The 20,614-nt window shown below is 62.3% G+C and carries 16 protein-coding genes; 8 read left to right on the top strand and 8 right to left on the bottom strand.

The genetic code is table 11. From position 1 onward, the window contains the following. Positions 1–27: 27 nt before the first annotated feature. Genes rfbD through rfbB form a run of 4 tightly spaced genes read right to left on the bottom strand, consistent with a single transcriptional unit; the run spans position 28 to position 3,484 of the window. The gene (gene rfbD / locus ABB26_RS01070; RefSeq protein ID WP_057631721.1) at positions 28–933 is read right to left on the bottom strand and encodes a dTDP-4-dehydrorhamnose reductase; all 906 of its coding nucleotides are present in this window, start codon (positions 931–933) and stop codon (positions 28–30) included. Next, positions 930–1,487: a dTDP-4-dehydrorhamnose 3,5-epimerase gene (gene rfbC, locus ABB26_RS01065; protein WP_057631720.1), complete on the bottom strand. Its 558-nt coding sequence runs from the start codon at positions 1,485–1,487 to the stop codon at positions 930–932. Before rfbC ends, rfbD begins: the two co-directional genes overlap by 4 nt. Beyond that, entirely contained in the window at positions 1,484–2,371 is an 888-nt protein-coding gene (gene rfbA, locus ABB26_RS01060; protein WP_057631719.1) for a glucose-1-phosphate thymidylyltransferase RfbA, read from the bottom strand. The genes rfbC and rfbA overlap by 4 nt, the downstream gene beginning before the upstream one ends. A gap of 57 nt (positions 2,372–2,428) precedes the next feature. After that, positions 2,429–3,484: a dTDP-glucose 4,6-dehydratase gene (gene rfbB / locus ABB26_RS01055; protein ID WP_057631718.1), complete on the bottom strand. Its 1,056-nt coding sequence runs from the start codon at positions 3,482–3,484 to the stop codon at positions 2,429–2,431. 246 nt (positions 3,485–3,730) lie between these two features. Here rfbB and ABB26_RS01050 point away from each other — a divergent pair, with 246 nt between their 5' ends. The 8 genes from ABB26_RS01050 (at position 3,731) to ABB26_RS01015 (ending at position 12,845) form a co-directional block, all read left to right on the top strand. Further along, positions 3,731–4,477 carry an electron transfer flavoprotein subunit beta/FixA family protein gene (locus ABB26_RS01050; protein ID WP_057627298.1) on the top strand — a complete coding sequence of 249 codons (747 nt, stop codon included), beginning with the start codon at positions 3,731–3,733 and terminating at the stop codon, positions 4,475–4,477. Beyond that, positions 4,477–5,412 (top strand): electron transfer flavoprotein subunit alpha/FixB family protein, encoded by a 936-nt coding sequence (locus ABB26_RS01045; protein ID WP_057631717.1) that lies wholly within the window; start codon positions 4,477–4,479, stop codon positions 5,410–5,412. The genes ABB26_RS01050 and ABB26_RS01045 overlap by 1 nt, the downstream gene beginning before the upstream one ends. A 246-nt stretch (positions 5,413–5,658) precedes the next feature. Beyond that, a complete protein-coding gene (locus ABB26_RS01040) occupies positions 5,659–6,060 on the top strand; it encodes a GtrA family protein (protein ID WP_057631716.1) in 402 nt (133 codons plus the stop codon). Then, on the top strand, positions 6,053–6,742 hold the full coding sequence (locus ABB26_RS01035) for a glycosyltransferase family 2 protein (protein WP_057631715.1): 690 nt from the start codon (positions 6,053–6,055) through the stop codon (positions 6,740–6,742). The genes ABB26_RS01040 and ABB26_RS01035 overlap by 8 nt, the downstream gene beginning before the upstream one ends. 2 nt (positions 6,743–6,744) lie before the next feature. After that, the gene (locus ABB26_RS01030) at positions 6,745–7,080 is read left to right on the top strand and encodes a DUF2304 domain-containing protein (RefSeq protein WP_057631714.1); all 336 of its coding nucleotides are present in this window, start codon (positions 6,745–6,747) and stop codon (positions 7,078–7,080) included. A 277-nt stretch (positions 7,081–7,357) separates the two neighbouring features. After that, a complete protein-coding gene (gene galE, locus ABB26_RS01025; RefSeq protein ID WP_057631713.1) occupies positions 7,358–8,365 on the top strand; it encodes a UDP-glucose 4-epimerase GalE in 1,008 nt (335 codons plus the stop codon). Between the two features lie 53 nt (positions 8,366–8,418). Beyond that, positions 8,419–10,605: a hypothetical protein gene (locus ABB26_RS01020; protein WP_152982495.1), complete on the top strand. Its 2,187-nt coding sequence runs from the start codon at positions 8,419–8,421 to the stop codon at positions 10,603–10,605. Positions 10,606–10,688: 83 nt separating this feature from the next. Continuing rightward, a complete protein-coding gene (locus ABB26_RS01015) occupies positions 10,689–12,845 on the top strand; it encodes a hypothetical protein (protein ID WP_057631711.1) in 2,157 nt (718 codons plus the stop codon). Between the two features lie 2 nt (positions 12,846–12,847). Here ABB26_RS01015 and ABB26_RS01010 read toward each other — a convergent pair whose 3' ends face one another. From ABB26_RS01010 to ABB26_RS00995, 4 genes are all read right to left on the bottom strand, one after another. Next, positions 12,848–13,846 carry a glycosyltransferase family 2 protein gene (locus ABB26_RS01010; protein ID WP_057631710.1) on the bottom strand — a complete coding sequence of 333 codons (999 nt, stop codon included), beginning with the start codon at positions 13,844–13,846 and terminating at the stop codon, positions 12,848–12,850. Positions 13,847–13,967: 121 nt separating this feature from the next. After that, a complete protein-coding gene (locus tag ABB26_RS01005) occupies positions 13,968–15,791 on the bottom strand; it encodes a glycosyltransferase family 2 protein (RefSeq protein ID WP_161808997.1) in 1,824 nt (607 codons plus the stop codon). 332 nt (positions 15,792–16,123) lie between these two features. Next, positions 16,124–18,301 (bottom strand): glycosyltransferase, encoded by a 2,178-nt coding sequence (locus tag ABB26_RS01000; RefSeq protein ID WP_083490616.1) that lies wholly within the window; start codon positions 18,299–18,301, stop codon positions 16,124–16,126. Next, positions 18,302–20,611 carry a methyltransferase domain-containing protein gene (locus ABB26_RS00995; protein WP_057631707.1) on the bottom strand — a complete coding sequence of 770 codons (2,310 nt, stop codon included), beginning with the start codon at positions 20,609–20,611 and terminating at the stop codon, positions 18,302–18,304. Positions 20,612–20,614 lie beyond the last annotated feature (3 nt).

Below are 20,614 nucleotides of genomic sequence, written 5' to 3'. Positions count from 1 at the left end.
GGCATGCCCGGGATTTTTCGTTTCCACTTATGCCTTGGCGGAAGCCAGCTCGCCAATGATGCGATGCAGGCCCTGCTCCCATGGCGGCAGCACGATGCCGAAATCCTGCTGCAGCTTGCGGTTGTCCAGTACCGACCACGAGGGACGTTTGGCCGGCGTTGGATACTCGGCGCTGCTGATCGCATGCACCATCGGCGCCTTCGCAAGCAGCCCCGCGGCTTTGGCCTCATTGAAGATCGCCTCGGCAAAGCCGTGCCAACTGGTCTGCCCGGAGGCTGTCAGGTGCCACGTGCCGGAGAGCTGATCCGGGTGCTGCAAGCCCTTTACGGTCACGTCGGCAATCAGCGCAGCCGGTGTCGGCGTGCCGACCTGATCGGCCACCACGCGCAACTCGTCGCGTTCGGCGCCCACGCGCAGCATCGTGCGCAGGAAATTCCCGCCATGCGATGCATAGACCCACGCAGTGCGGAAGATCAGATGACGGCCGCCGGCTGCACGAACCGCCTCTTCGCCATCGCGCTTGCTGGTGCCATATACGCCCAGCGGCGCGGTCGGCTCGTTCTCGCGGTATGGCGCAGTTCCTTCACCGTTGAACACGTAGTCGGTGGAGTAATGCACCATCGGCACGCGATGTGCAGCGCACCACCGCGCGATCACTCCCGGCGCCTGCGCATTGACCAGAAACGCGGCCTCAGACTCCTGTTCCGCGCGGTCCACCGCAGTATAGGCCGCAGCATTGATGACCACCGATGGACGCAGACGGTCAAGCAGTGCAGGCAGGCTTTCAGGCTCGCCGAAATCAGCGATTTCGCAGACGCGACCATCAGGCAGAAGGCCGCTGCGTGTCGTTGCCACCACATTGCCCAACGGTGCCAGCGCGCGCAGCAGTTCCTGGCCAACCTGGCCGTTGCCGCCGAAAACAAGGACTGTCACGGCATATAGACCGGCAGGCGTTCTTCCGCGATGTCCTGCAGGAAGGGCGCATTCTCGTCCTTGGCCGACAAGATCGGACCGCTGATCGGCCAATCCACGCCGATGGAGGCGTCGTTCCAGCGCACAGCGGCATCCACGTCCTTCAGGTACACCTCCGTGCACAGATAACTGAACACCGCGCGCTCGGAGAGCACAGCAAACCCATGCGCGAAGCCTTCCGGGATCCAGAACTGGCGCTTGTTCTCCGCGCTAAGGATCACCGCCTCCCAACGACCAAAGGTCGGCGAGCCGCGACGGATATCCACCGCCACGTCATACACCTCACCTTCCAGCACGCTGACCAGCTTGCCCTGCGGACGCGGCCACTGGTAATGCAGGCCACGCAGCACCCCCTTGCTGGAAGCGGAAACATTGCTCTGCACGAATTTATCGGGCAGACCCAACGCCCCGAACCGCTCGGCATTCCAGGTTTCGAAGAAGAAGCCACGCTCGTCGCCAAACACCGCCGGCTCGATGACGACGCAACCCGGCAATGCGGTTCCAATTACCTTCACGGAACAATTCCTCGTTCAACAAGCTTCTTCAGATACTGGCCATAGCCGTTCTTGGACAAGGGTGCAGCCAACGCCAGCAACTGTTCGCTGCTGATCCAGCCCTGGCCGTAGGCAATCTCCTCCGGACAGCAGACCTGAAGGCCTTGGCGCGTCTGGATGGTTTCGATGAAATTGGAGGCTTCCAGCAGCGACTGGTGCGTGCCCGTATCCAACCAAGCAAAACCGCGACCCAAGGCTTCAAGCTGAAGTGAACCTTCGTCCAGATACCGTTGATTGAGATCGGTGATTTCCAGCTCATTACGTGGCGAGGGCTTCAACGCCGCCGCATAGTCGCTCGCATTTCCGTCATAGAAGTACAGGCCGGTTACCGCATAGTTGGAGCGCGGCTTCTCCGGCTTCTCCACCAAACCGACAACCCTTCCCTCCTTGTCGAACTCAGCCACGCCATAGCGTTCCGGGTCATTGACCCAGTAGCCGAACACGGTTGCGCCCTGCTGCTGGCTATCGGCACGCTTGAGTACTTCACGCAGACCATGGCCGTGGAAGATGTTGTCGCCCAGCACCAAGCAGCTTGGCTGGCCAGCGACAAAATTACGGCCAATCAGATACGCCTGCGCCAGGCCATCAGGGCTCGGTTGCACCGCGTACTCGATGCTCATGCCCCACTGCGATCCATCCCCCAGCAACTGCTGGAACAGCGCCTGCTCATGCGGCGTATTGATGATCAGCACCTCGCGGATACCCGCCATCATCAGCACGCTGAGCGGGTAATAGATCATCGGCTTGTCGTACACCGGCAGCAGCTGCTTGCTGACCCCTTTGGTGATCGGGTACAGCCGCGTGCCGGAGCCGCCAGCGAGGATGATGCCTTTACGTCGCGTCATGGATTTTTCCTTGGAACGCCCAAACACAAATGTGCAGGCTCTTGCTGGGTTTTCACATCAAGCCGCGGTACCGATGCGCTGCAAACGATAGCTGCCATCAAGCACGCCATTGACCCACTCCTGGTTATCCAGGTACCAGTCAACCGTGAAGGCGATACCTTGTTCGAACGTATACTTCGGCTCCCAGCCCAACGCGTTCTTGAGCTTGGAAGCGTCAATCGCATAGCGGCGGTCATGACCGGGGCGATCCGTGACATAGGTGATCTGGCTGCTGCGCGGCTGCCCGTCGTCACGCGGACGACGCGCATCCAGCAACGCACAGATCGCCTGCACTACTTCAATGTTCTGCTTCTCCGAATTGCCACCCACATTATAGGTCTCGCCAACCATGCCCTTGGCCAGAACGGTGCGGATTGCTTCGCAATGGTCTGCAACGAACAGCCAGTCGCGCACCTGCTTGCCGTCACCATAGACAGGTAAGGGCTCCCCGGCCAACGCCTTGGCGATTACCAGCGGGACGAGCTTTTCCGGGAAGTGATACGGACCGTAATTGTTGGAGCAGTTGGTGGTCAGCACCGGCAGTCCATATGTATGGTGAAACGCGCGCACCAGATGGTCCGACGCCGCCTTCGAAGCCGAATACGGCGAGTTCGGTGCATATGGTGTGGTTTCGGTGAACTTACCGGTTTCACCCAGCGTGCCGTAGACCTCGTCAGTCGACACATGCAGGAAGCGGAATGCCTGCGCCTTGTCGGCCGGCAGCGCCTTCCAGTAGTCACGCACCGCCTCAAGCAGGCCCAGGGTGCCGACGACATTGGTCTGGATGAAGGCACCCGGCCCATCGATGGAGCGGTCCACATGACTTTCCGCCGCAAAATTCAGCACCGCATCAGGCTGATGCCCAGCCAACAGACGCGAGACAAGCTCACGATCCCCGATGTCTCCCTGTACGAACACGTGGTCCGGATTACCGTCCAGACTCGCCAGCGTCTTCAGGTTGCCGGCGTAGGTAAGCGCATCCAGGTTAACGATACGGACGCCCTTGCTCACCGCCTCCAGCACAAAATTGCCGCCGATAAAGCCGGCACCGCCGGTCACAAGCCAAGTAGCCACGCCACGATCCTCCTCGCTGTCGCCAATTGCAGCGAACTAATCCCATAAGGATATAACGCGAGCACTTCCGGCCAGCCTCCCCCGTTGACAGCACATGGACTATTCCCGAATTATGTCCGGACAATTGCTGCTAAGCAGCATCACCATACGCATTCGCATGGAAGCACCTACCCGGCTAGAATCGCGAACAAACACCAATCACCGGCTTGCGTCGGCCCCCTCAGCAATCGAAGGACCCTGCAGCACATGAAAATCCTCGTCGCGTACAAGCGCGTGGTGGACTACAACGTCCGCATTCAGGTCAAGCCGGATGGTTCCGGCGTGGTCACCGATGGCGTCAAGCTCTCGCCGAACCCGTTCGATGAAATCGCACTGGAAGAAGCCCTTCGCCTGCGTGACAAAGGCATCGCCACCGAAGTCGTCGTCGCCACCATCGCGCCGGCTGACGCCCAGGCACATCTGCGCAACGGCCTGGCCATGGGCGCCAATCGCGCCATCCATGTGGTTACCGACCAGGCCATCCAGCCGCTGACCGCCGCTCGCACCCTGCTCAAGCTGGTGGAGAAAGAACAGCCGGACTTGGTGATCCTTGGCAAGCAGGCCATCGACGACGACGCCAACCAGACCGGCCAGATGCTGGCAACGCTGTGGGCGCGCCCGCAGGCCACCTTCGCCTCCAAGGTTGAGATCGCCGACGGCAAGGCGACGGTCACGCGCGAAGTCGACGCAGGCCTGGAAACGCTGGAAGTCGATCTGCCGGCGGTGATCACCACCGATCTGCGCTTGAACGAGCCGCGCTTCATCAAGCTGCCAGACATCATGAAGGCCAAGGCCAAGCCGCTGGAAACCCTGCAGCTGGCCGACCTGGGCGTTGAAGCCGCCGATACGTTCAAGACCACCCACTACGCCGCCCCGGCCAAGCGCAGCAAGGGCGTCATGGTGAAGGATGCCGCCGAACTGGTGGCCGCACTCAAGCAGAAGGGGTTGCTGTAATGGCCAAGATTCTCGTCATCGCCGAACACCTGGACGGCAAGCTCAACAGCGCCGTCGCCAAGACTGTCTCTGCCGCCGCTGCCGTCGGTGGTGACATCGACGTGCTGGTGCTGGCCGCCGACCCGGCCGCCATCGCCGCAGAAGCCGCGCAGATCGCCGGCGTCAGCAAGGTGCTCACCCTGGCCAACCCGGCAAACGAGCACGCCCTGGCCCAGGTGCAGGCCCCGCAGATCGCCAAGGCTGCCGCCGGCTACAGCCACGTGTTCGGCGCCTCGACCACCACCGGCAAGGACCTGGTCCCGGCCGTGGCTGCGCTGCTCGGCGTCAACCAGGTCTCCGACCTGATGAGCGTCGAAGGCCCGCACACCTTCAAGCGCCCGATCTACGCCGGCAACGCCATCATCACCGTCGAGGTGCCGGCCGACCAGGTGGTCGTGGCCACTGTGCGCGCCGCCTCCTGGCAGGAAGCAGCAAAGGGCAACAACGCCCCGGTCGAAGCGATCAGCGTCGACGCACCCCTGCCGTCGCACACCCGCTTCATCGGCCTGGCTGCGGGCAAGAGCGACCGCCCGGACCTGCAGAGCGCCAAGCGCGTGGTCTCCGGTGGCCGTGGCGTGGGCTCGGAAGAGAACTTCAAGGTGATCTACCAGCTGGCCGACAAGCTCGGTGCCGGCGTCGGTGCCTCGCGTGCTGCCGTGGATGCCGGCTATGTGCCCAGCGACATGCAGGTCGGCCAGACCGGCAAGATCATCGCCCCGGAGCTGTACATCGCCGTGGGCATCTCCGGCGCCATCCAGCACCTGACCGGCATCAAGGACGCCGGTACGATCGTGGCGATCAACAAGGATGGCGATGCGCCGATCTTTGAGATAGCGGATATCGGACTGGTGGGTGATTTGTTTACCCTGCTGCCGGAGTTGGAAGCTGCTCTGTGAGTGATACGACCCGGTGCATCTGACCGCACCGGGTCCCGGCGACGCACGCCCATGCCGATGTCGTCGACGGCGTCAAACGGCTATGATCCAGAGCTGCGGTCACGACGCGGTTTCGGCGCGCATCGCCACCTGATACCCCGGATACGCCATTGCCATGCCCGTCCTTGCTTTCCCACCGCATTGCCGCTTGGCGAACCATCCTGCCGGTTTCCGCCGAAGCCTCCCCCCTGCCCATGCGGAATCGTCATGAATCCAAGGCTGCTGCGTTTTCTCATCTCAGGCTGCAGTGCAGCGGCGATTGAATATCTGGTCTTCATCCTGCTCCAGCGCTCGCTTGGGCTGGACTGGCTGATCCTCAGCCAGTCAGCGAGCTTCGGCTGCGGCCTAGTTACCAGTTATCTGCTCAACCGGGCCTGGGTATTCAAAAGCAGCAACCAGGCCAGCACGGAACTGGTAAAATACGTCGCGCTGGCGGTCGTCAATCTACTCATCGGCAACATCGCGATCACTGTGCTAAGCGGCCCAGTCGGAATCAACCAGTATGTCGCCAAGGCCATCGTCATGGTCTTCGTAGCTGCTTGGAATTACATCATCATGTCGACCGTGATTTTCCGGACGCGACAGGAAAAGGCACCAGGCCATGAATGAAACATTCGACAACGTTGCATTGATCATCCCTGCCTACAATGAAGGCGCAGCCATCGCCGGGACCATCGACGGAATTCCCGCCGAGTTCCGCAACATCATCATCATCGACGATGGCAGCCGGGACGATACGCGCGAACGCGTGGCCGCCACTCGTGCCAAACTTGTTAAGCATCCGATCAACCTGGGCCAGGGCGCCGCGCTGCAGACCGGTATCGATTTCGCTCTGCTGGATCCGCGGATCGAGTACTTCGTTACCTATGACGCCGACGGCCAGCATCGCATCGAAGATGTACGCTCGATGCTCACCCACATCAAACAGACCGGTGTAGATATCGTGCTGGGCTCGCGCTTCCTGGGTGAGGCTATCAACATGCCCACGATGAAGCGCGTCATCCTCAAGGCCGCCGTGTGGTTCTCCAACATTACCTCCGGCGTGAAGCTGACCGACACGCACAATGGCCTGCGGGTGTTCAGTCGCGCCACCGCACAAGCATTGAAACTGGAACTGCCGGATTTTTCGCATGCCTCGGAGATCATCGAGCGCATCGGCGAAAAGGGCATGAGATATGCCGAAGTCCCCGTTACCATCATTTACACCGACTACTCGCGTAGCAAGGGCCAGTCGATGATCAATGCCGTCAACATCGGGTTTGATGCCCTGCTAAGAAAGGTCATAAAGTAACCATGCTCATCCGCTCACTCCTGATTGCCGCCATCCTATGGATCGCGTGGTATTTTCTTTCCTCGCGTGGCACCAGCCGATCAAATGCCTTCAAGAAGGTTCTGCTGGTTGCTTTCGTCATCTCGGCGATAGTCTCGATTCTGTTCCCGAATCTTCTGACGATGCTGGCGAACATGCTTGGGGTGGGCCGCGGTAGCGACCTGCTGCTGTACGGGCTGACACTCGTAGTGGCATTCCAACTGTTCAATACCTACGCCAAAGACAAGCAGAACCAGAAGCAGATCGTACATCTGTCAAGGAAAATTGCGATCCTCGAAGCCGAGCGCGGACAGGACTGAGCCGGCTCCATCAGCGCCACACAGGAATGGCCTATACCCCTACGCATGGGCGCACCCCGGGTCCAGGACGGGGCACATCGGCTGTCCGTTGCCTGCCCCGAGCACGTACAATCGCCGAGGCAGAGCAGGCTACAGCCTGTCGCAAGGGACTGCAGCGACATAGACGGCCGTTTTCGCTGGCAACCGCCTCGCGAAACACTAGGCCAAGCGCTGATGTGGCAGTACAAGGCTAGGCAAGTGGACAACATCCAATTTGCCACCAAACAGGGGTTTGGTTTTGACCAACACAATTCTCGTGACCGGCGGGGCAGGCTATATCGGCTCCCACACTACCGTGGCGTTGCTGGAGGCCGGCTACGACGTGGTCGTAGTCGACAACTTCAGCAATAGCGAGCGATGGATTCCCGACCGGATCCAGGCATTGGCGGGACGCAATTTTCGCTGCATCGAGCTGGACCTGTGCGATGCCCCGGCGCTGACGCGATGCATGGCCGAGGTACGCCCAGAAGGAGTTATCCATTTCGGTGCACTCAAGTCCGTCGGCGAGAGTTTCAGCCAGCCGCTGCGCTACTACCAGAACAACATCGTCGGCACCCTCAATCTACTGCAGGCGATGAATGCAGTGGGCTGCCAGCAACTGGTATTCAGTTCTTCGGCAACCGTCTATGGGATTCCGGACCACTGTCCAATTCCAGAAGACGCGTCGCTGCGCGCGATCAACCCCTACGGCCGCAGTAAACTGATGATGGAGGAGGCGATCAACGACATCGCTCATGCCGTCGATGGTTTCCGCGCGGCGATTCTGCGCTATTTCAATCCTGCTGGAGCGCATCCCAGTGGCCGCCTGGGCGAACTCCCGCGCGGAGCGCCGAACAATTTGGTGCCGTTCGTCGCCCAGGTAGCGGCCGGCCTGCGCCCGGAGGTCAAGGTGTTTGGCAGCGACTACGCCACCTCCGACGGCACGGGCGTACGTGATTACATCCATGTCATGGACCTGGCCTCAGCGCACGTCAACGCCCTACGCCACCTGGCAGGATCAACGCAGACAGTGACACTGAACCTAGGCACCGGTCGCGGTTACTCGGTGCTGGAGATCATCCAAGCCTTCGGCCGGGCTTGCGGCCACCCGGTACCCTACCGACTGGATGCACGTCGCCCAGGTGATGCTGATGCCTGCTATGCCGATCCGGCACGTGCCGAGGCCCTGCTGCACTGGCGCGCCGAGCGCGATCTTGAGCAGATCTGCGCCGATGCTTGGCGGTGGCAGCAGCACTTGTCTGCCTGATCTTCCGCCAGCTTCCGATCTCGCCCCGCTGCCACACGATATACAAGGTACCCATGCAAACAGCTTCCATGCTATCGGAACGCCACCAGCGTTCGGTCCTGTTCATCACCGTACTCCTGTCCCTGATAGCCGGCAGCTCATTGATTTTCCGTACCCCTGGCGCAGAACAGCTGAGTTCTCTGCAGGCATTGCTCCCGGTATTGGCAACCGCGGTGGCGGCCAGCTTCGCGCTGTATTGGCCGGTGCGTTGGCTGGCCAAGGCGATGCGCCCCCTATCTCGGCGCACTATCGCACTGGCGCTCTGTGGGGCGTTTCTAGCAGGGCTGCTCTGGACTTGGCTGCTGCCAGTACGCCCGGCCCCGGACAATCAGCTGGATATCGCGGTAGCAGCGCTCGGAACTAAGTCGCCGCAAGCGGTGTCCTCGGAGGTATGGGTACGCTTGGAAGTGGATGGCAAGAACGTTTCGCCCTCGACGTTCAAACAAAGCGGCGATTGGATCATCAACGGTGAGTTCCTGGTCTCCGCCGCCGGCAAACAGCCTACTGTCGCCGAATGGCATGGCAGCTACGCACAAACGGCACGCCTAGTGTTCGTCTCGCATTCTTGGTCCGGTCAGGCTCGCGTGCAATGGGGTGACCAGACTCGCGAGCTTGACCTGTACGCACCAGAGGGCAGCAGCCGCAGCATTCACTTGGGTGGGATCGAACAGACCGACCATGTACTCAGCTACCCTGATCGCAATGCCCGGCAATTCTGGGTTCAACTCTGCGACAGCGCCCTGGTAGGCTTGCTGCTGTTACTGGCTTACTTCGCATTGTCACAGCGCGCCGGCCAGCCCGCCCCTGCACGCGTTGGCAACCCTGGACTGCTACGCGAATCCCTATGGCATGCGTTGCCGCTGGTGGTGATTGGCACGTTGCTGATCGGAATATTCTACCCGGCGCTGATGACTTCGGACTCGTTGGATCAGTGGCGCCAATCCGGCTCGGGACAGTTCAACGATGCCCACCCGATTCTGTACGGATTCTTCCTTCTGGCCGTGCGCTGGGTCCATGGCGGTGCTGCGCTGGCAGCTTTCGTCCAGTTGCTGTTGTTCGCTGCCGCGTCTGGCTGGCTGATCGCCTCGATCCGGCAGGCGATGCAGGCGCCGCGCTGGGTCGGCCATGCATCGGCGGTGCTGCTCGCGCTATACCCACTTGTCTCGCTGACAGCGGTGACTCTGTGGAAAGACGTGCCCTATTCGGCTGCAGTGATCGCACTGTGCGCGCTGTTGATCGACAAGTCCTTCGGCAACGCGCGCAACGCGCTCAGCTGGGGTGGTGCAGCCGGCTTGGCGGCATTGGTGTTCGCCTGCATGGCGCTGCGCCACAATGGCCCTGCAGTGAGCGTCGCGGCAATCTTGGTCCTCTGGTTTGCGCTACCAGGTTCACGCAAGCGCGTGCTGCTCGCGGCCATCGTCGCCATTGCCGGTCTGTTGCTGCTCAAAGGCCCGATCACCGATCTGGCAGGTGCCTCGCGAGGAACGGTCAGCTTCATACCCTATTCCCACCATCTTGCGGCTCACCTCGCCGCCGGCCACACACCAACGGATCCAGCCGAAGCTGCGTTGCTGCACCAGATCAACGGCACCGACGCAGACTGGGCGTATAACTGCGCCACAGTCAATCCGATCGTGTTCAACAAGAACTACAACAGTGCACTGGCCGCAGCCAACAGCGGCGCGCTGTTCGACATCTGGGCGAAGTTGGCGATGGCACGGCCAGATATCGAGATCGATCACTTGGCCTGCTCCAGCGCGTTGATTTGGCATGTCACCGATTCTCCGTTCGATCCGCTGTACCTGTCCGGGGTTGGCCTGTGGGCACCCCATGGAGAGGTATCCTGGATCACCGGATTGCCGGGCGACCCGGTTCCAGACTCGATGTCCCCCCCTCTGGCCCAGTGGTTCGGCACCTTGGTGCTGCAGCCGGACATGCAGGTCTACTTGCGTCCGGCAGCCTTCCTGTTGGCGCTTGCATTTGCAGCCGTGGTCGGCTGGTCGCGCCGGCGTGACTGGCACGTGCTGGTGGTGATGGCCTTGCCGCTGGCACATACCGGCTTCTTGGCGATTTCCATCGTCGCGCAGGATGCGCGCTATCAACTGCCGATCTACGTCGTCGCGCTGGCCTGCATACCATCGCTGCTTGCGGCAGCACGTCGGCCATCCCACGTGCCACTGGAAGCCTCTACACCGGCCTGACCCGACCGCGGTGCCAGCAAGCATTCGGACCCAGCTGCTCATCGATGCGGCCATAAACCGTCAGTTGGAAGCAAGTGCCCCTGATGAATGACATGAACCAGCACTCCAACTCGCCGCTTTCTGTAGTCCTCGCCACGTCCACAGGCGTCATCCTGGCCACGGCGATCCTCTACTCGATCCAGGCCTTCTCTAGCCTGTCGTGGTTTATCGCAGCGTTGGCGTTCGTCGCAGTCACCATGGTCGCTGGATGGACCTGTTTGGCGATACTGCGCCGTTGTCGCCGCCCGCTGGCCTCGCTTGGCATTCGTCGCGTGCTGGGCTGGGTGGCCTTGGCCACAACGCTGGGTTGGCTGTTGACCTGGATGGTGCCGATCCCGCCGATGCCAGGTACACCATTGACGATCACCGTCGATGCGCTGGGCACACTCTCGCCGCAATCCCAGGGGCGCGAGGTATGGGCGCGTCTGGTAGTGGATGGCAGGATCGTGCCGCTGGATGAGGTCGCACGTACGCCCGCGTGGGACTCTGCCAACGATTTCATCGTCTCACCCATGAAAGCACCGCCCGGCCAGTTCACCTGGACTGGCTACTACCGCCATGGCGCCAGTCTGATGCTGATGACCCATGCCTGGTCCGGCAACGCGCGCGTCAGCTGGAACGGCAACAGCCGCGACTACGATCTGTACTCGCCTGAGGGTAACGACTTCACCCTGCGACTGGGCGGCATCAGCGAGAGCCCGCAACGCCTGCTGCTGCCCACCCGTACTCCTCTGCAGTACTGGGTGCAATTCTGCCAGTCGGTGGCACTGGGCCTGATGTTGCTGGGCGTGCTGGCCGTCGCCCGCCGCTGGCCACCGGTACATGCACACCCTGCCGCCCGTGAGTCCCGCAGCGTGTTAGCCGAGAGCCTGGTCGCTGCCGTGCCTCTGCTGGTAATCGGCACGGCATTGTTGGCGATCTTCTTCCCCGCGATCATGACCGTCGATTCACTCGACCAGTGGCGACAGGCGGAAACCGCCCGCTACAGCGATGCCCACCCCGTCCTTTATGCTTTCTATCTATGGGCCATCCAGCAGATCCGCCCCAGCCCGACACTGGCGGCATGGGTGCAGATGGCAGCGATGGCAATGGCATCGGGCTGGCTGGCAACGGTGGTGCGCCGCGCATGCCGAGCACCGCGTTGGACCTCGCTGGCGGGCGGCGCGCTGCTGGCCATCTACCCACTGACCGCAGTCACCTCGATCACGCTGTGGAAGGACGTGCCCTATGCCACCAGTGTGATTGCGTTGACCGCGCTGGTGGTTGGCGCGGTGTTCTTTCAGCGACCTGACCTGCGCCGCTGGTACACCTGCATGGCCTTGGTGTTGCTGGCCACCGCCTGCATGGCGCTGCGTCACAACGGACCACCCGTGGCAGCCGCCGCATTCGTGATTCTACTAGTGCTTCCCGGCAACCGCCTGCGCGTACTGACCTGCATGCTGCTGGCCGTGGGACTGACGTGGGCGATCAAGGGACCGATCACCGACAAGCTGGACACCCACCGCACCAGCGCCGCCTACATGGCCTACTCGCACCACCTGGCGGCGCATCTGGCGGCCGGCCAAGTTCCCGATTCACCCGCAGACGCCGCCCTGCTGCGCAGCGTGGACCGCGGCGCCAGTGATTGGCGTTACCGTTGTGCGATGGTCAACAGCACCATCTTTGACGATGCGTTCAGCATCCCCACTGCGGTCGCGCATAGCCCTGACCTGTTTCGGATCTGGCTGGAAATGGCACTGAAGCGGCCAGACATCGAGGCTGGTCACATCCTGTGCGCCAGCGGCATGGTCTGGCGCTATCGGGTAACCAACAATGGTCCGCTGTACCTGTACGCGATGGGCATCGAAATGGACGGCGAAAAATCCGTGCGCTGGGTGCAACCCAATGTGGATGGGCCACAGGCAGCATCGATGCTGCCCGGCACCGCACAGCGCGTTGGCCGGGCGTTGATGAAACCGTGGCTGCAGAGGTTCTGGCGTCCGGCACCGTTCCTGATCGGATTGGTGTTGCTGACACTGGTGGCCTGGCAGCGCAGCGGGGACCGGCGCGTGCTGCTGATACCTGTGCTGGTACTGGTGCACAGTGCGGTGCTGATGGTGGCAATCATCGCCCAGGATGCGCGCTACCAGTTGCCGCTCTACGCCATGCTGTTATGCATGGCACCGTCTTTGTTGCTGGCCCGGCGCGACAACGGGCGCTGAGATCACGGCCCGGCGCGACGCGCCGGGGCGACCTTGCCGTGTCGCAACAGACGCCGATGCAAGGTCTGCTTGGGGACGGCAGAAGTGTCGTAGGCGAGGAAGGCGAGCAGCAACTGCAGCCCGGCCATCAATGGCAGCACCGCCAGCATGATGGTACCGACCGGCGTACCGACACCGCCCTGGGCCGAGTGGATCCAGTGATAGGCACCGAATACCGTGCCGAATACCAGCAGCAGCAACGACATCACCAGTTCGATCGAAGCCAGCGTCATGTCACGAAGATAGTAGTTGTAGACAATTCGCTTGAGCACATTGCGCAAGTGCTTGACGAAGAACTCACCGACGATGCTCGACACTTTAAGCCCACTGACTTCATCTCCGTAGCGGGCATCCATCGGAATATCCATGACAACCGCACGTAAGATGTTCAAGCGGAACAGGATGTCGCTTTCGAAAAAATAGCGCGTACTGATCGACTTCTGCGGCAGACGACGCGCTACTTCTGCGTGGATGGCGGTATAGCCATTGGTCGGATCGAAGATGTTCCAGTAGCCGGTGGACGCCTTGGTCATGAACGACAGTCCAAGGTTGCCAAGGCGGCGCAGCAGCGGCATCGACTTGATCTCATTCAGGTCGAAGAAACGATTGCCCTTGGTGTAATCGGCATCACCAGCCAGGATCGGAGCCACGAACAGATCGATCAACGATGGGTCCATCTGGCCGTCGCCATCGACTTTCACGATCACCGTCGCGCCGTCTTCGGTGGCGCGGCGGTAACCATGTAGAACTGCGCCACCGACGCCCAGGTTGACCGGATTGCGCACCACTATCACCCGTGGGTCCTGGCAGGAGCGCTCGATCAGCTCGCCGCTGCCGTCCGGGCAACAGTCATCCACGCAGTAGATTCGCTCCACCGAGGGGCCGAACTCCGCCAGCAACGGCAGAATGTGCCTGGTCACTTTGTAGCAGGGAATCACCACGGCCACACCAGTCTTCCACATCAGTCTCTCCACTTACATTGACTCCCTGCTGATCCCAGCGCAGCAACCGTTTCCGGGAGCTGCATTCTCCAACTGCACCACGACCACCGCGAGCAGGCATTGCAATAGCAGGTCGCCCTGCTCAGCGGCCCCGCCGCTGCAGGCGGTTGCGCAACGCACGCAGCCCGGCCGACAGCCGAAACGCCGCACCAACGATCCGGCTGCCGCGCAGGCGCGCCGCCTCATCGAGCGTTGCCCGCACCTCGGACAGCAACAGCCCGTGCAGCGGGTCGCCATCTGTCTCCAGCGGTGCGGCAACTACCTGCAGTGTCTGCGCACCAACGGCAATCTGCGCGCCCTGCAATGTCGCACGTGCGCCCATCTCGGCAACCAGTTGAGCATGCCGGCGCCGCATCTGTGGGGCATGAATCATCGAATCCGGCCGCTTCCGATACAGGAAATTGACATCGCTGGTCACCACAAAGCGACTGCCGGACGCGAGCGCTCGCCGATAGAAATCCCAATCTTCGTAGGCCCGGAGGGATTCGTCATAGCCCAGCGCGCGCATGACATCGCGCCGCCCCAAGCAGGTCGCGGTCGAATAGCGGTTGGCGTAAAGACCGGATTGCCAGGCCTCGCCAACCAGTGCGATGCAGTGCTGGAAAGCGACATCCTGAAATCGTCCCGAAGTGGGTACATCGTCGAAATAAGCCGCCTGCGGCACCACGAAATCGAACGTTGCTAGGCGATCAAGCGCGGCTACGGCTTCGCCGACGAAGCTTGGCGCGATCAGGTCATCCGCATCCAGTGTCAAGACGTACTCGCCGGCGGCGGCGGCCAACCCGGCGTTACGTGCCGCGGCCAGACCCTGATTGAAAGGCAGGCGGATAATCCGCAGGTCTGCCTGCGGCACACATTGCAACGCATCGAGCAGCGCCACCGCGAGCGGATCGGTCGAACCATCATCGACCACTACGATTTCAACGTTCGGATAGTCGCTGGCCCGCAGGTTGGCCAGCGTGGCTGGCAGGTACGCGGCTAGATTGAAAAAGGGCACCAGCACGCTCACCAATGGCGCGGTGCGTTCCCTCGGTGTCGTGATGGTCGCTGGTGAAGGTAGTGGCCGCGCAACACCAGTGACCTGCAGGTAGCTTTCCGGTGTCCACTGCGCAGCGCGCTCCAGCGCATCCCGCAGCGCACGCGCGCTGTCGTCATAGCGCAGTGCAGGCCCGCCATCGCGCCAGCCCGCTGCGATGTCGAAGGCGGGGTTGACCGCATTGACGATACAGCGACGCCCCTGCTCACTAAGCGTACGAGCTAGATCAGCACGTGCGCTCCAGCGATCGGCGAAGACCACCGTCCCAGGGCCTTCAGCGGCGAGCAGGCAGGCCAGGCTTGTCGCGCGGAAACGCCCACGCCAAGCCACCGGCACCTGATCCAAGCCGCCGTCAGCACTACCCTGGAACAGCAACAGGATGTCGCCATGATCGCCATCGCTGTCTGTAAGCAGACCGATCACGCCTCGAATGAACTGCCGGACGGCTGCCGGCTCGGTCGCGATGCAGGCGATTCCGGCGAAGGGAGTACCTCTCGACCTGGCCGCTACTTCACCATGCTGCGTGGGCTGCAAGCGCGCCTCCCAGGCAGGTCCGTCCAAGCCCACTGCGTGCGCGATCGCGCCGCCGATGGCCGAGTTGTCGGCCAGCAGCTGGTCGCAATCGACCAGGCAGCGCCGCTCCATGTCACAGCGCAGCAGATCGTCGGTGGACAACGCCTGCCCGGTCCGCGCCGCTTCAAGGCTGGTCAGGGCAGTCAAGCGTACAGCGACCGTGGCGTTAACGAACGCCTGCCGCAGCGCGCGTTCCTGCAGCAGCCAAAAAGCAGGCGCGCCCAAGGCGGGAAGTTCGATCCGGGAAATCGGCCCGATCTCGCGCTCCAACCGCTGCAGGCAGTGCAGCAGCTGCATGGCCTGCCAGCCTTCCTGCAGTCCGGACACCGCAGGTGGACCCGGGTAGCGTCGCGCGCCCATGGCGGATGGACCAGCCTGTGCGGCGTCCACGTCGATGAGGACCACACCTTCGGGAAGATCCAGTGATGTCACCGCTCCGCACTGTGCCGCCCCCAACAGCACCACGTGGCTGCCGGCAGGCAGTGTCGACAACGCATCGCGCACTGCACGGCCGTCAGCATCCTCCGCCACAAGTGATGCTGTGTGACCGACGATGACGAACATGCACACTCTCCAGAAGGCAGGAGGGGACGGCCTTACGCCGCCCCCGTCGACAGGGAATGCCGGACTCAGCGCAGCCGCTGGTAAAGCGGACGCAACCGGGCAATCAACCGCTTGCCAAGCCGCAAGGTCCACGGCGCCCGGCGCTGCAACAGGTTGGCCAACGCCAGCGTGTAGCGCACTGTTTCGCTGTCCATCAATTCCTGCAGGCGGTGCGAGGTTTCATCCATGCTCATCAGGGTGACCGCGCCACCGCTGCCCTGCACCGACATCGCGTAGCCCGGCACGCGCAACGCTCCCAGGCGCACGCGCTTACCGTGCAGCAGGCGCCGCTGTGCCTCCATCACTGCCGCACTGACATCGCCATGCAGCGAAGACAGCAACGGATAGGCCGGTTTGGACATCACATCCACTGACGAAGAGGCGATGAAGCGGACGCCCTGCTGGCAGGCGCGCAGCAACAGCTCCCAGGTTTCGTTGGCAGGAATCGCCTCGTCGAAACCGAGAGCACGCGCCCGCTCGGTACGCATGACGAAGCTGTCCGGGGCGAAGCGATTTTCGTAGAGGCCCGCCAGTCGCGCTTCACCATAATGAACATTGCAGTGATCGAAGCCGGTCTCGCGGTCGCCGACGCCGGGCAAGGTGGCTGCCAGCCCGTGATGGGACACCACCACGTCGTAGGCAGGTCGCGTCGCCAAGCCACGCACCGCGGCACCCAGGAAGTGCGGCGCCAGTTGCTCGCCGGCGCGCAGGAACAGCACATGTTCGCCGTCCACAGCAGCCAATCCAGCATTGCGCGCCGCAGCTGGGCCGGAGCGCACCGGCAGGCGCAGCACCCGTACCCGCTTGTCGACACTTTCCAGACGCTTGAGCACTTCGCGACTGATCGGGTCGATGGAAGCGTCATCCACCACTACCACTTCATGCACCAGGCAGCTCGAAGCCAGCAGGCTGTCGATACTGGGCATCAAGCCACGGCCAGTGTCCTGGTTGATCACGATCGCGCTCAACCGTGGCGGTTCGAGCGGTGCCTGCGGTGCGGGCGCGATGGCCGCCTGCCACGGCACGGGCGTGCTTGGCTGTGTAACCGGCACCTGACGCGGACGCGTATGCGAGAACAGTTCACCCAGGGCATGAGACAAGCTGGCCGGTGTCCCATCGAACTTGACGCAGTTCTGCCACGACTGCCACGGCGTATCATCGCCGAACGCCGGATTGCGGTCGTTGAGCACGCATATCGCACCCGACAACGAGGCCTCGTAGGCGGCCAGGCAGAACGACTCCCAGGGCGATGGGAAAATGCACACAGACCCGGCAATCATTTTTTCGCGTATGGCTCCGTTGATGCCTTTGGCGAAGACGACGCGATTGGCCAGATCGGCAGGCACCAGGTCCATGATCGACTGCTGGTAGGCAGCATCGAAAGAATGCGCAAGGAACACCGCCTTGCCATGGTACGCCGGGTTCTCCCGCATGAACTGCACGCAGCCGCGGATGAACACGTCGGGGCGTTTGATGTCTTGCAGTTTGGAGGTGAACAGCAGGTCGGTACTGTCCTCCAGCGTCACCGATGCGGTGGCCAGCGGCAAGGTATCGAGCAGCACCGGCGGCGAATGCACGCACGAGCGCTGCGTCCAGTCATCCACCTCAAAACCGTAGAAAGCCCTGAACGCCTCGGAGACTGGGGCCAACTGGCCGACGATCAGATCACAGTCGGCCAGTGCTTTGCGTTCGACGTCGTATAGGCTCAGGCCGTGAATGCTTTGTGCGCGCGGCTCGAAGTCGGCCAGAATGCTGTCGGTGGTATGCAGGCGCACCGCCAGGGTGGTCTCGGCGAAATCATTGCCCAGCAGTTTTTCCTGGGTGGAGGCAAAGGCCGCAGCCCCCCAATCCACAAACTCCACGTAATCCAGCGCGCCGTGCTGATCCTGCAATGCACGCAGGCCCTGCAGGATCAACACCGATTCCCAATGCAGCACCGTGTTGTTGAAAGCCGCGTATGGCGGGTAGCGCCGCCCGCTGTCGTCGATGGTCTGGTAGGTGCCGATATGCGTAGCGTGGAACTGGACGTCCGGATAGGCACTGGAAAAGGCATGCGCATCCACGCCGTCACCCACGTACAGGATTGCCGTACGTTCGCGCTCCTGCTGGGTCGATGTCATCAGAATGTTGGCAACGACACGGCCAATCCCACCTGCGGTAAAGGGGAACAACTCGCGCGTTACAAAAACTCTCAGTCCAGTCATTTACAGCTCCATGAATTCTGCATAGCGGGTGTTCGAAAGCTCGATCAGTTGGGCCGAATACGCTCCCATCATCTCCTCGATCTCAGCATCCGGCACACTCAATATCCGTGAGATGGTCGCGCTGACGTCGCTTACGTTGAGTGCGTCACGCACCTGGGTCAAGCGCACATAGTCGTGATCTTCCAGCGCATCCAGGCCGAGGCGGCCGCGTACGCTGGGAGTGCCAACCGCGAGCGCCTCCAGTTCGACCATCGGATGGCAGTCCACCACCGAGGCATTGAGCACGATATCGCACAGCGACATCGTCTCCATCATCTGTGCCTGGTCGAGCTTGGCCAGCACCTCGATCTTCTTTTCGGTGCTGTAGGGCAGTTGGAAGTCGCTCGCCATCACCCAGATGTTGTCGACCGCGGGACAGGCCACCGCGGCGGCCACGTTGGTCGACAGGTTTTTATGCACCAGATTCCAGGATGGTGAGAAGGCGATGGCCTGCGCGTGGCGACGGGCATGCCGCGGCATGCTGCTTTCGAAGCGCGGAGGCATGTTGTAGATCTGCGCCTGCCAGCCAACCGAACCAATGGCAGCATGGGTTCCGCCACGCATGCCCTGGATGCGCCGGATGTAGCCCTGCCGTGCCAACTGCAGGGCCAGCGCGAAAAAGCGGCGCTCTTCGTTGTGCACCCACATCACCGGCGCGCCATGCCACACCAGGTTGATGTGGCTGAAGCCCGCTGCGGAAAGCCCCTTGATCCAGGCTGCCATCGCATTGGAGAAGCCATGCACGACCACGCGGTCAATCCGTTCAGACTCGAAACGACGAGCGACGGCTTCGATATCGTGCACCGAAGGCCGCTCGGATGCGGACACCGCCAATTTGTGCCCTGGCAGCGCACCCGCGGCGGCGCGGATGCCGAACCACTCCTGGTGCATCACATGGCAGGCGCGTTCATGCCCTGGAACCAGTTGGGCAAACCGGGTGTCGCGCGGCGCATCGAACTGGAACAACGGTGCGGCGGCCGCTAGCTGCGGCTCGGCGGCGCGCAAGGGCTGTGGCGGGGCTATCGGTGCTTCTTCCTCCCTGGCCAACCACTGGCCGATGCGCTCGCGCAGGCCGAGTTGCCATTCAAATCGCTCAGCGCGTGCGGCATGGTCGGCACGCAGTTGCGACAATTCTTCGCCGCTCGTGCTGCGTAGGCTGTCCAGCTGCTGCTGCATCTCCCGCCGAATCGCACCGACCTGCTGCTGCCCTTCCAGACGTGCCGCTTCAAGTTGCTGCTGCCCTTCCAGGCGTGCCGCTTCAAGTTGCTGCTGCCCTTCCAGGCGCTCCGCGCCGAGCTGCTGCTGGTGGGCCTGGCCCAGTTCACGTAGTTGGTCACCCAGCTTCGGCAGCAAATCCAGCACATCGGTCAGGTGCCCGCTCCCCGCCCGCTCGCGCAGCGCTGGAGGCAGCACTTCGGCCACGGCCTTGAAAGCGGTGACCGCGTGCTGCTCAGCACGCCGGTACAGTTCCACGGCATCGCGAAGCTCAGCCAGCTGGCTACCGCTGACATTGATCTCGGTTTCCAGCCCGCGCACTACCGTTTGGGTATTGTCATGGCTGCGCAGCAGGTAATCGGCCTTGCCGGTGGCCTCGAAACCATGGTCGCCGGGAACCCGTACCCGCCGTTCAGATCCGGGCGCGATTTCGCGCAGGAAGTAGATGCCATGATCGGCAAGGATACCGTCGTCCACATCCACGTCCATGTCCGCTGCGGTGGTGTAGGCGAAATCATGGCTCCAGCAGCCAGCATGCCAGAGGTTGCCAAGCATGCTGATGGCAACCGGACGGTTCTCCACCAGGCAGATGCAGCCGCCCGGGGCCAGCACCGCGCGCATCCCCGACAGAACCTCGCGCGCCTGGTCGGGTGAATTGTGGATCATCACCGACACGGTGAAGATCACATCGAAGCGCTGCTCGCCAGCCAACGTCGGCAGATCCTGACCCACCATCACCCGTCGGGCGATATCGCCCGCATAGCGGGCCGGCGGCGCACCGAACAGTGGCTCGACCATCGCGTCGGAAATATCGTATCCGTAGTAGTCGACGAATTCGTGCTCGGCCAGTACCCGCGCCATTCGACCGAAGCCAACACCATAGTCCAGGACCCTCAGCGGAGTGCCGCGCTCGGCCGCAAGGCTGCGCAGCATATCCACCAGCCACTGCTCCTGCTGGGCGTAGTTGTTGTTGCCTGCCTCGCGCCTGACCTTCTGCTGGTCGGCGTAAAGGTTTCCGTCCCTTGACAGCCAATAGTCCCGGTTCTGGGTATTCATGCG

The sequence above is a fragment of the Stenotrophomonas humi genome, from assembly GCF_001431415.1.
In the GTDB taxonomy this organism is placed as follows: domain Bacteria; phylum Pseudomonadota; class Gammaproteobacteria; order Xanthomonadales; family Xanthomonadaceae; genus Stenotrophomonas; species Stenotrophomonas humi.
The sequence above is the reverse complement of the archived record's forward strand: the minus strand, read 5'-3'. Positions and strand labels throughout refer to the sequence as shown.

What these genes read in the sequence shown, in the direction of transcription:
- ABB26_RS01020 (WP_152982495.1), top strand. Translation starts at nt 8,419, where the DNA reads ATGCAAACAGCTTCCATGCTATCGGAACGCCACCAGCGTTCGGTCCTG.
- ABB26_RS01005 (WP_161808997.1), bottom strand. Translation starts at nt 15,791, where the DNA reads ATGCAGCTGCTGCACTGCCTGCAGCGGTTGGAGCGCGAGATCGGGCCG.
- ABB26_RS01035 (WP_057631715.1), top strand. Translation starts at nt 6,053, where the DNA reads ATGAATGAAACATTCGACAACGTTGCATTGATCATCCCTGCCTACAAT.
- ABB26_RS00995 (WP_057631707.1), bottom strand. Translation starts at nt 20,611, where the DNA reads ATGAATACCCAGAACCGGGACTATTGGCTGTCAAGGGACGGAAACCTT.
- ABB26_RS01040 (WP_057631716.1), top strand. Translation starts at nt 5,659, where the DNA reads ATGAATCCAAGGCTGCTGCGTTTTCTCATCTCAGGCTGCAGTGCAGCG.
- rfbA (WP_057631719.1), bottom strand. Translation starts at nt 2,371, where the DNA reads ATGACGCGACGTAAAGGCATCATCCTCGCTGGCGGCTCCGGCACGCGG.
- ABB26_RS01030 (WP_057631714.1), top strand. Translation starts at nt 6,745, where the DNA reads ATGCTCATCCGCTCACTCCTGATTGCCGCCATCCTATGGATCGCGTGG.
- ABB26_RS01015 (WP_057631711.1), top strand. Translation starts at nt 10,689, where the DNA reads ATGAATGACATGAACCAGCACTCCAACTCGCCGCTTTCTGTAGTCCTC.
- ABB26_RS01050 (WP_057627298.1), top strand. Translation starts at nt 3,731, where the DNA reads ATGAAAATCCTCGTCGCGTACAAGCGCGTGGTGGACTACAACGTCCGC.
- ABB26_RS01045 (WP_057631717.1), top strand. Translation starts at nt 4,477, where the DNA reads ATGGCCAAGATTCTCGTCATCGCCGAACACCTGGACGGCAAGCTCAAC.
- ABB26_RS01010 (WP_057631710.1), bottom strand. Translation starts at nt 13,846, where the DNA reads ATGTGGAAGACTGGTGTGGCCGTGGTGATTCCCTGCTACAAAGTGACC.
- ABB26_RS01000 (WP_083490616.1), bottom strand. Translation starts at nt 18,301, where the DNA reads ATGACTGGACTGAGAGTTTTTGTAACGCGCGAGTTGTTCCCCTTTACC.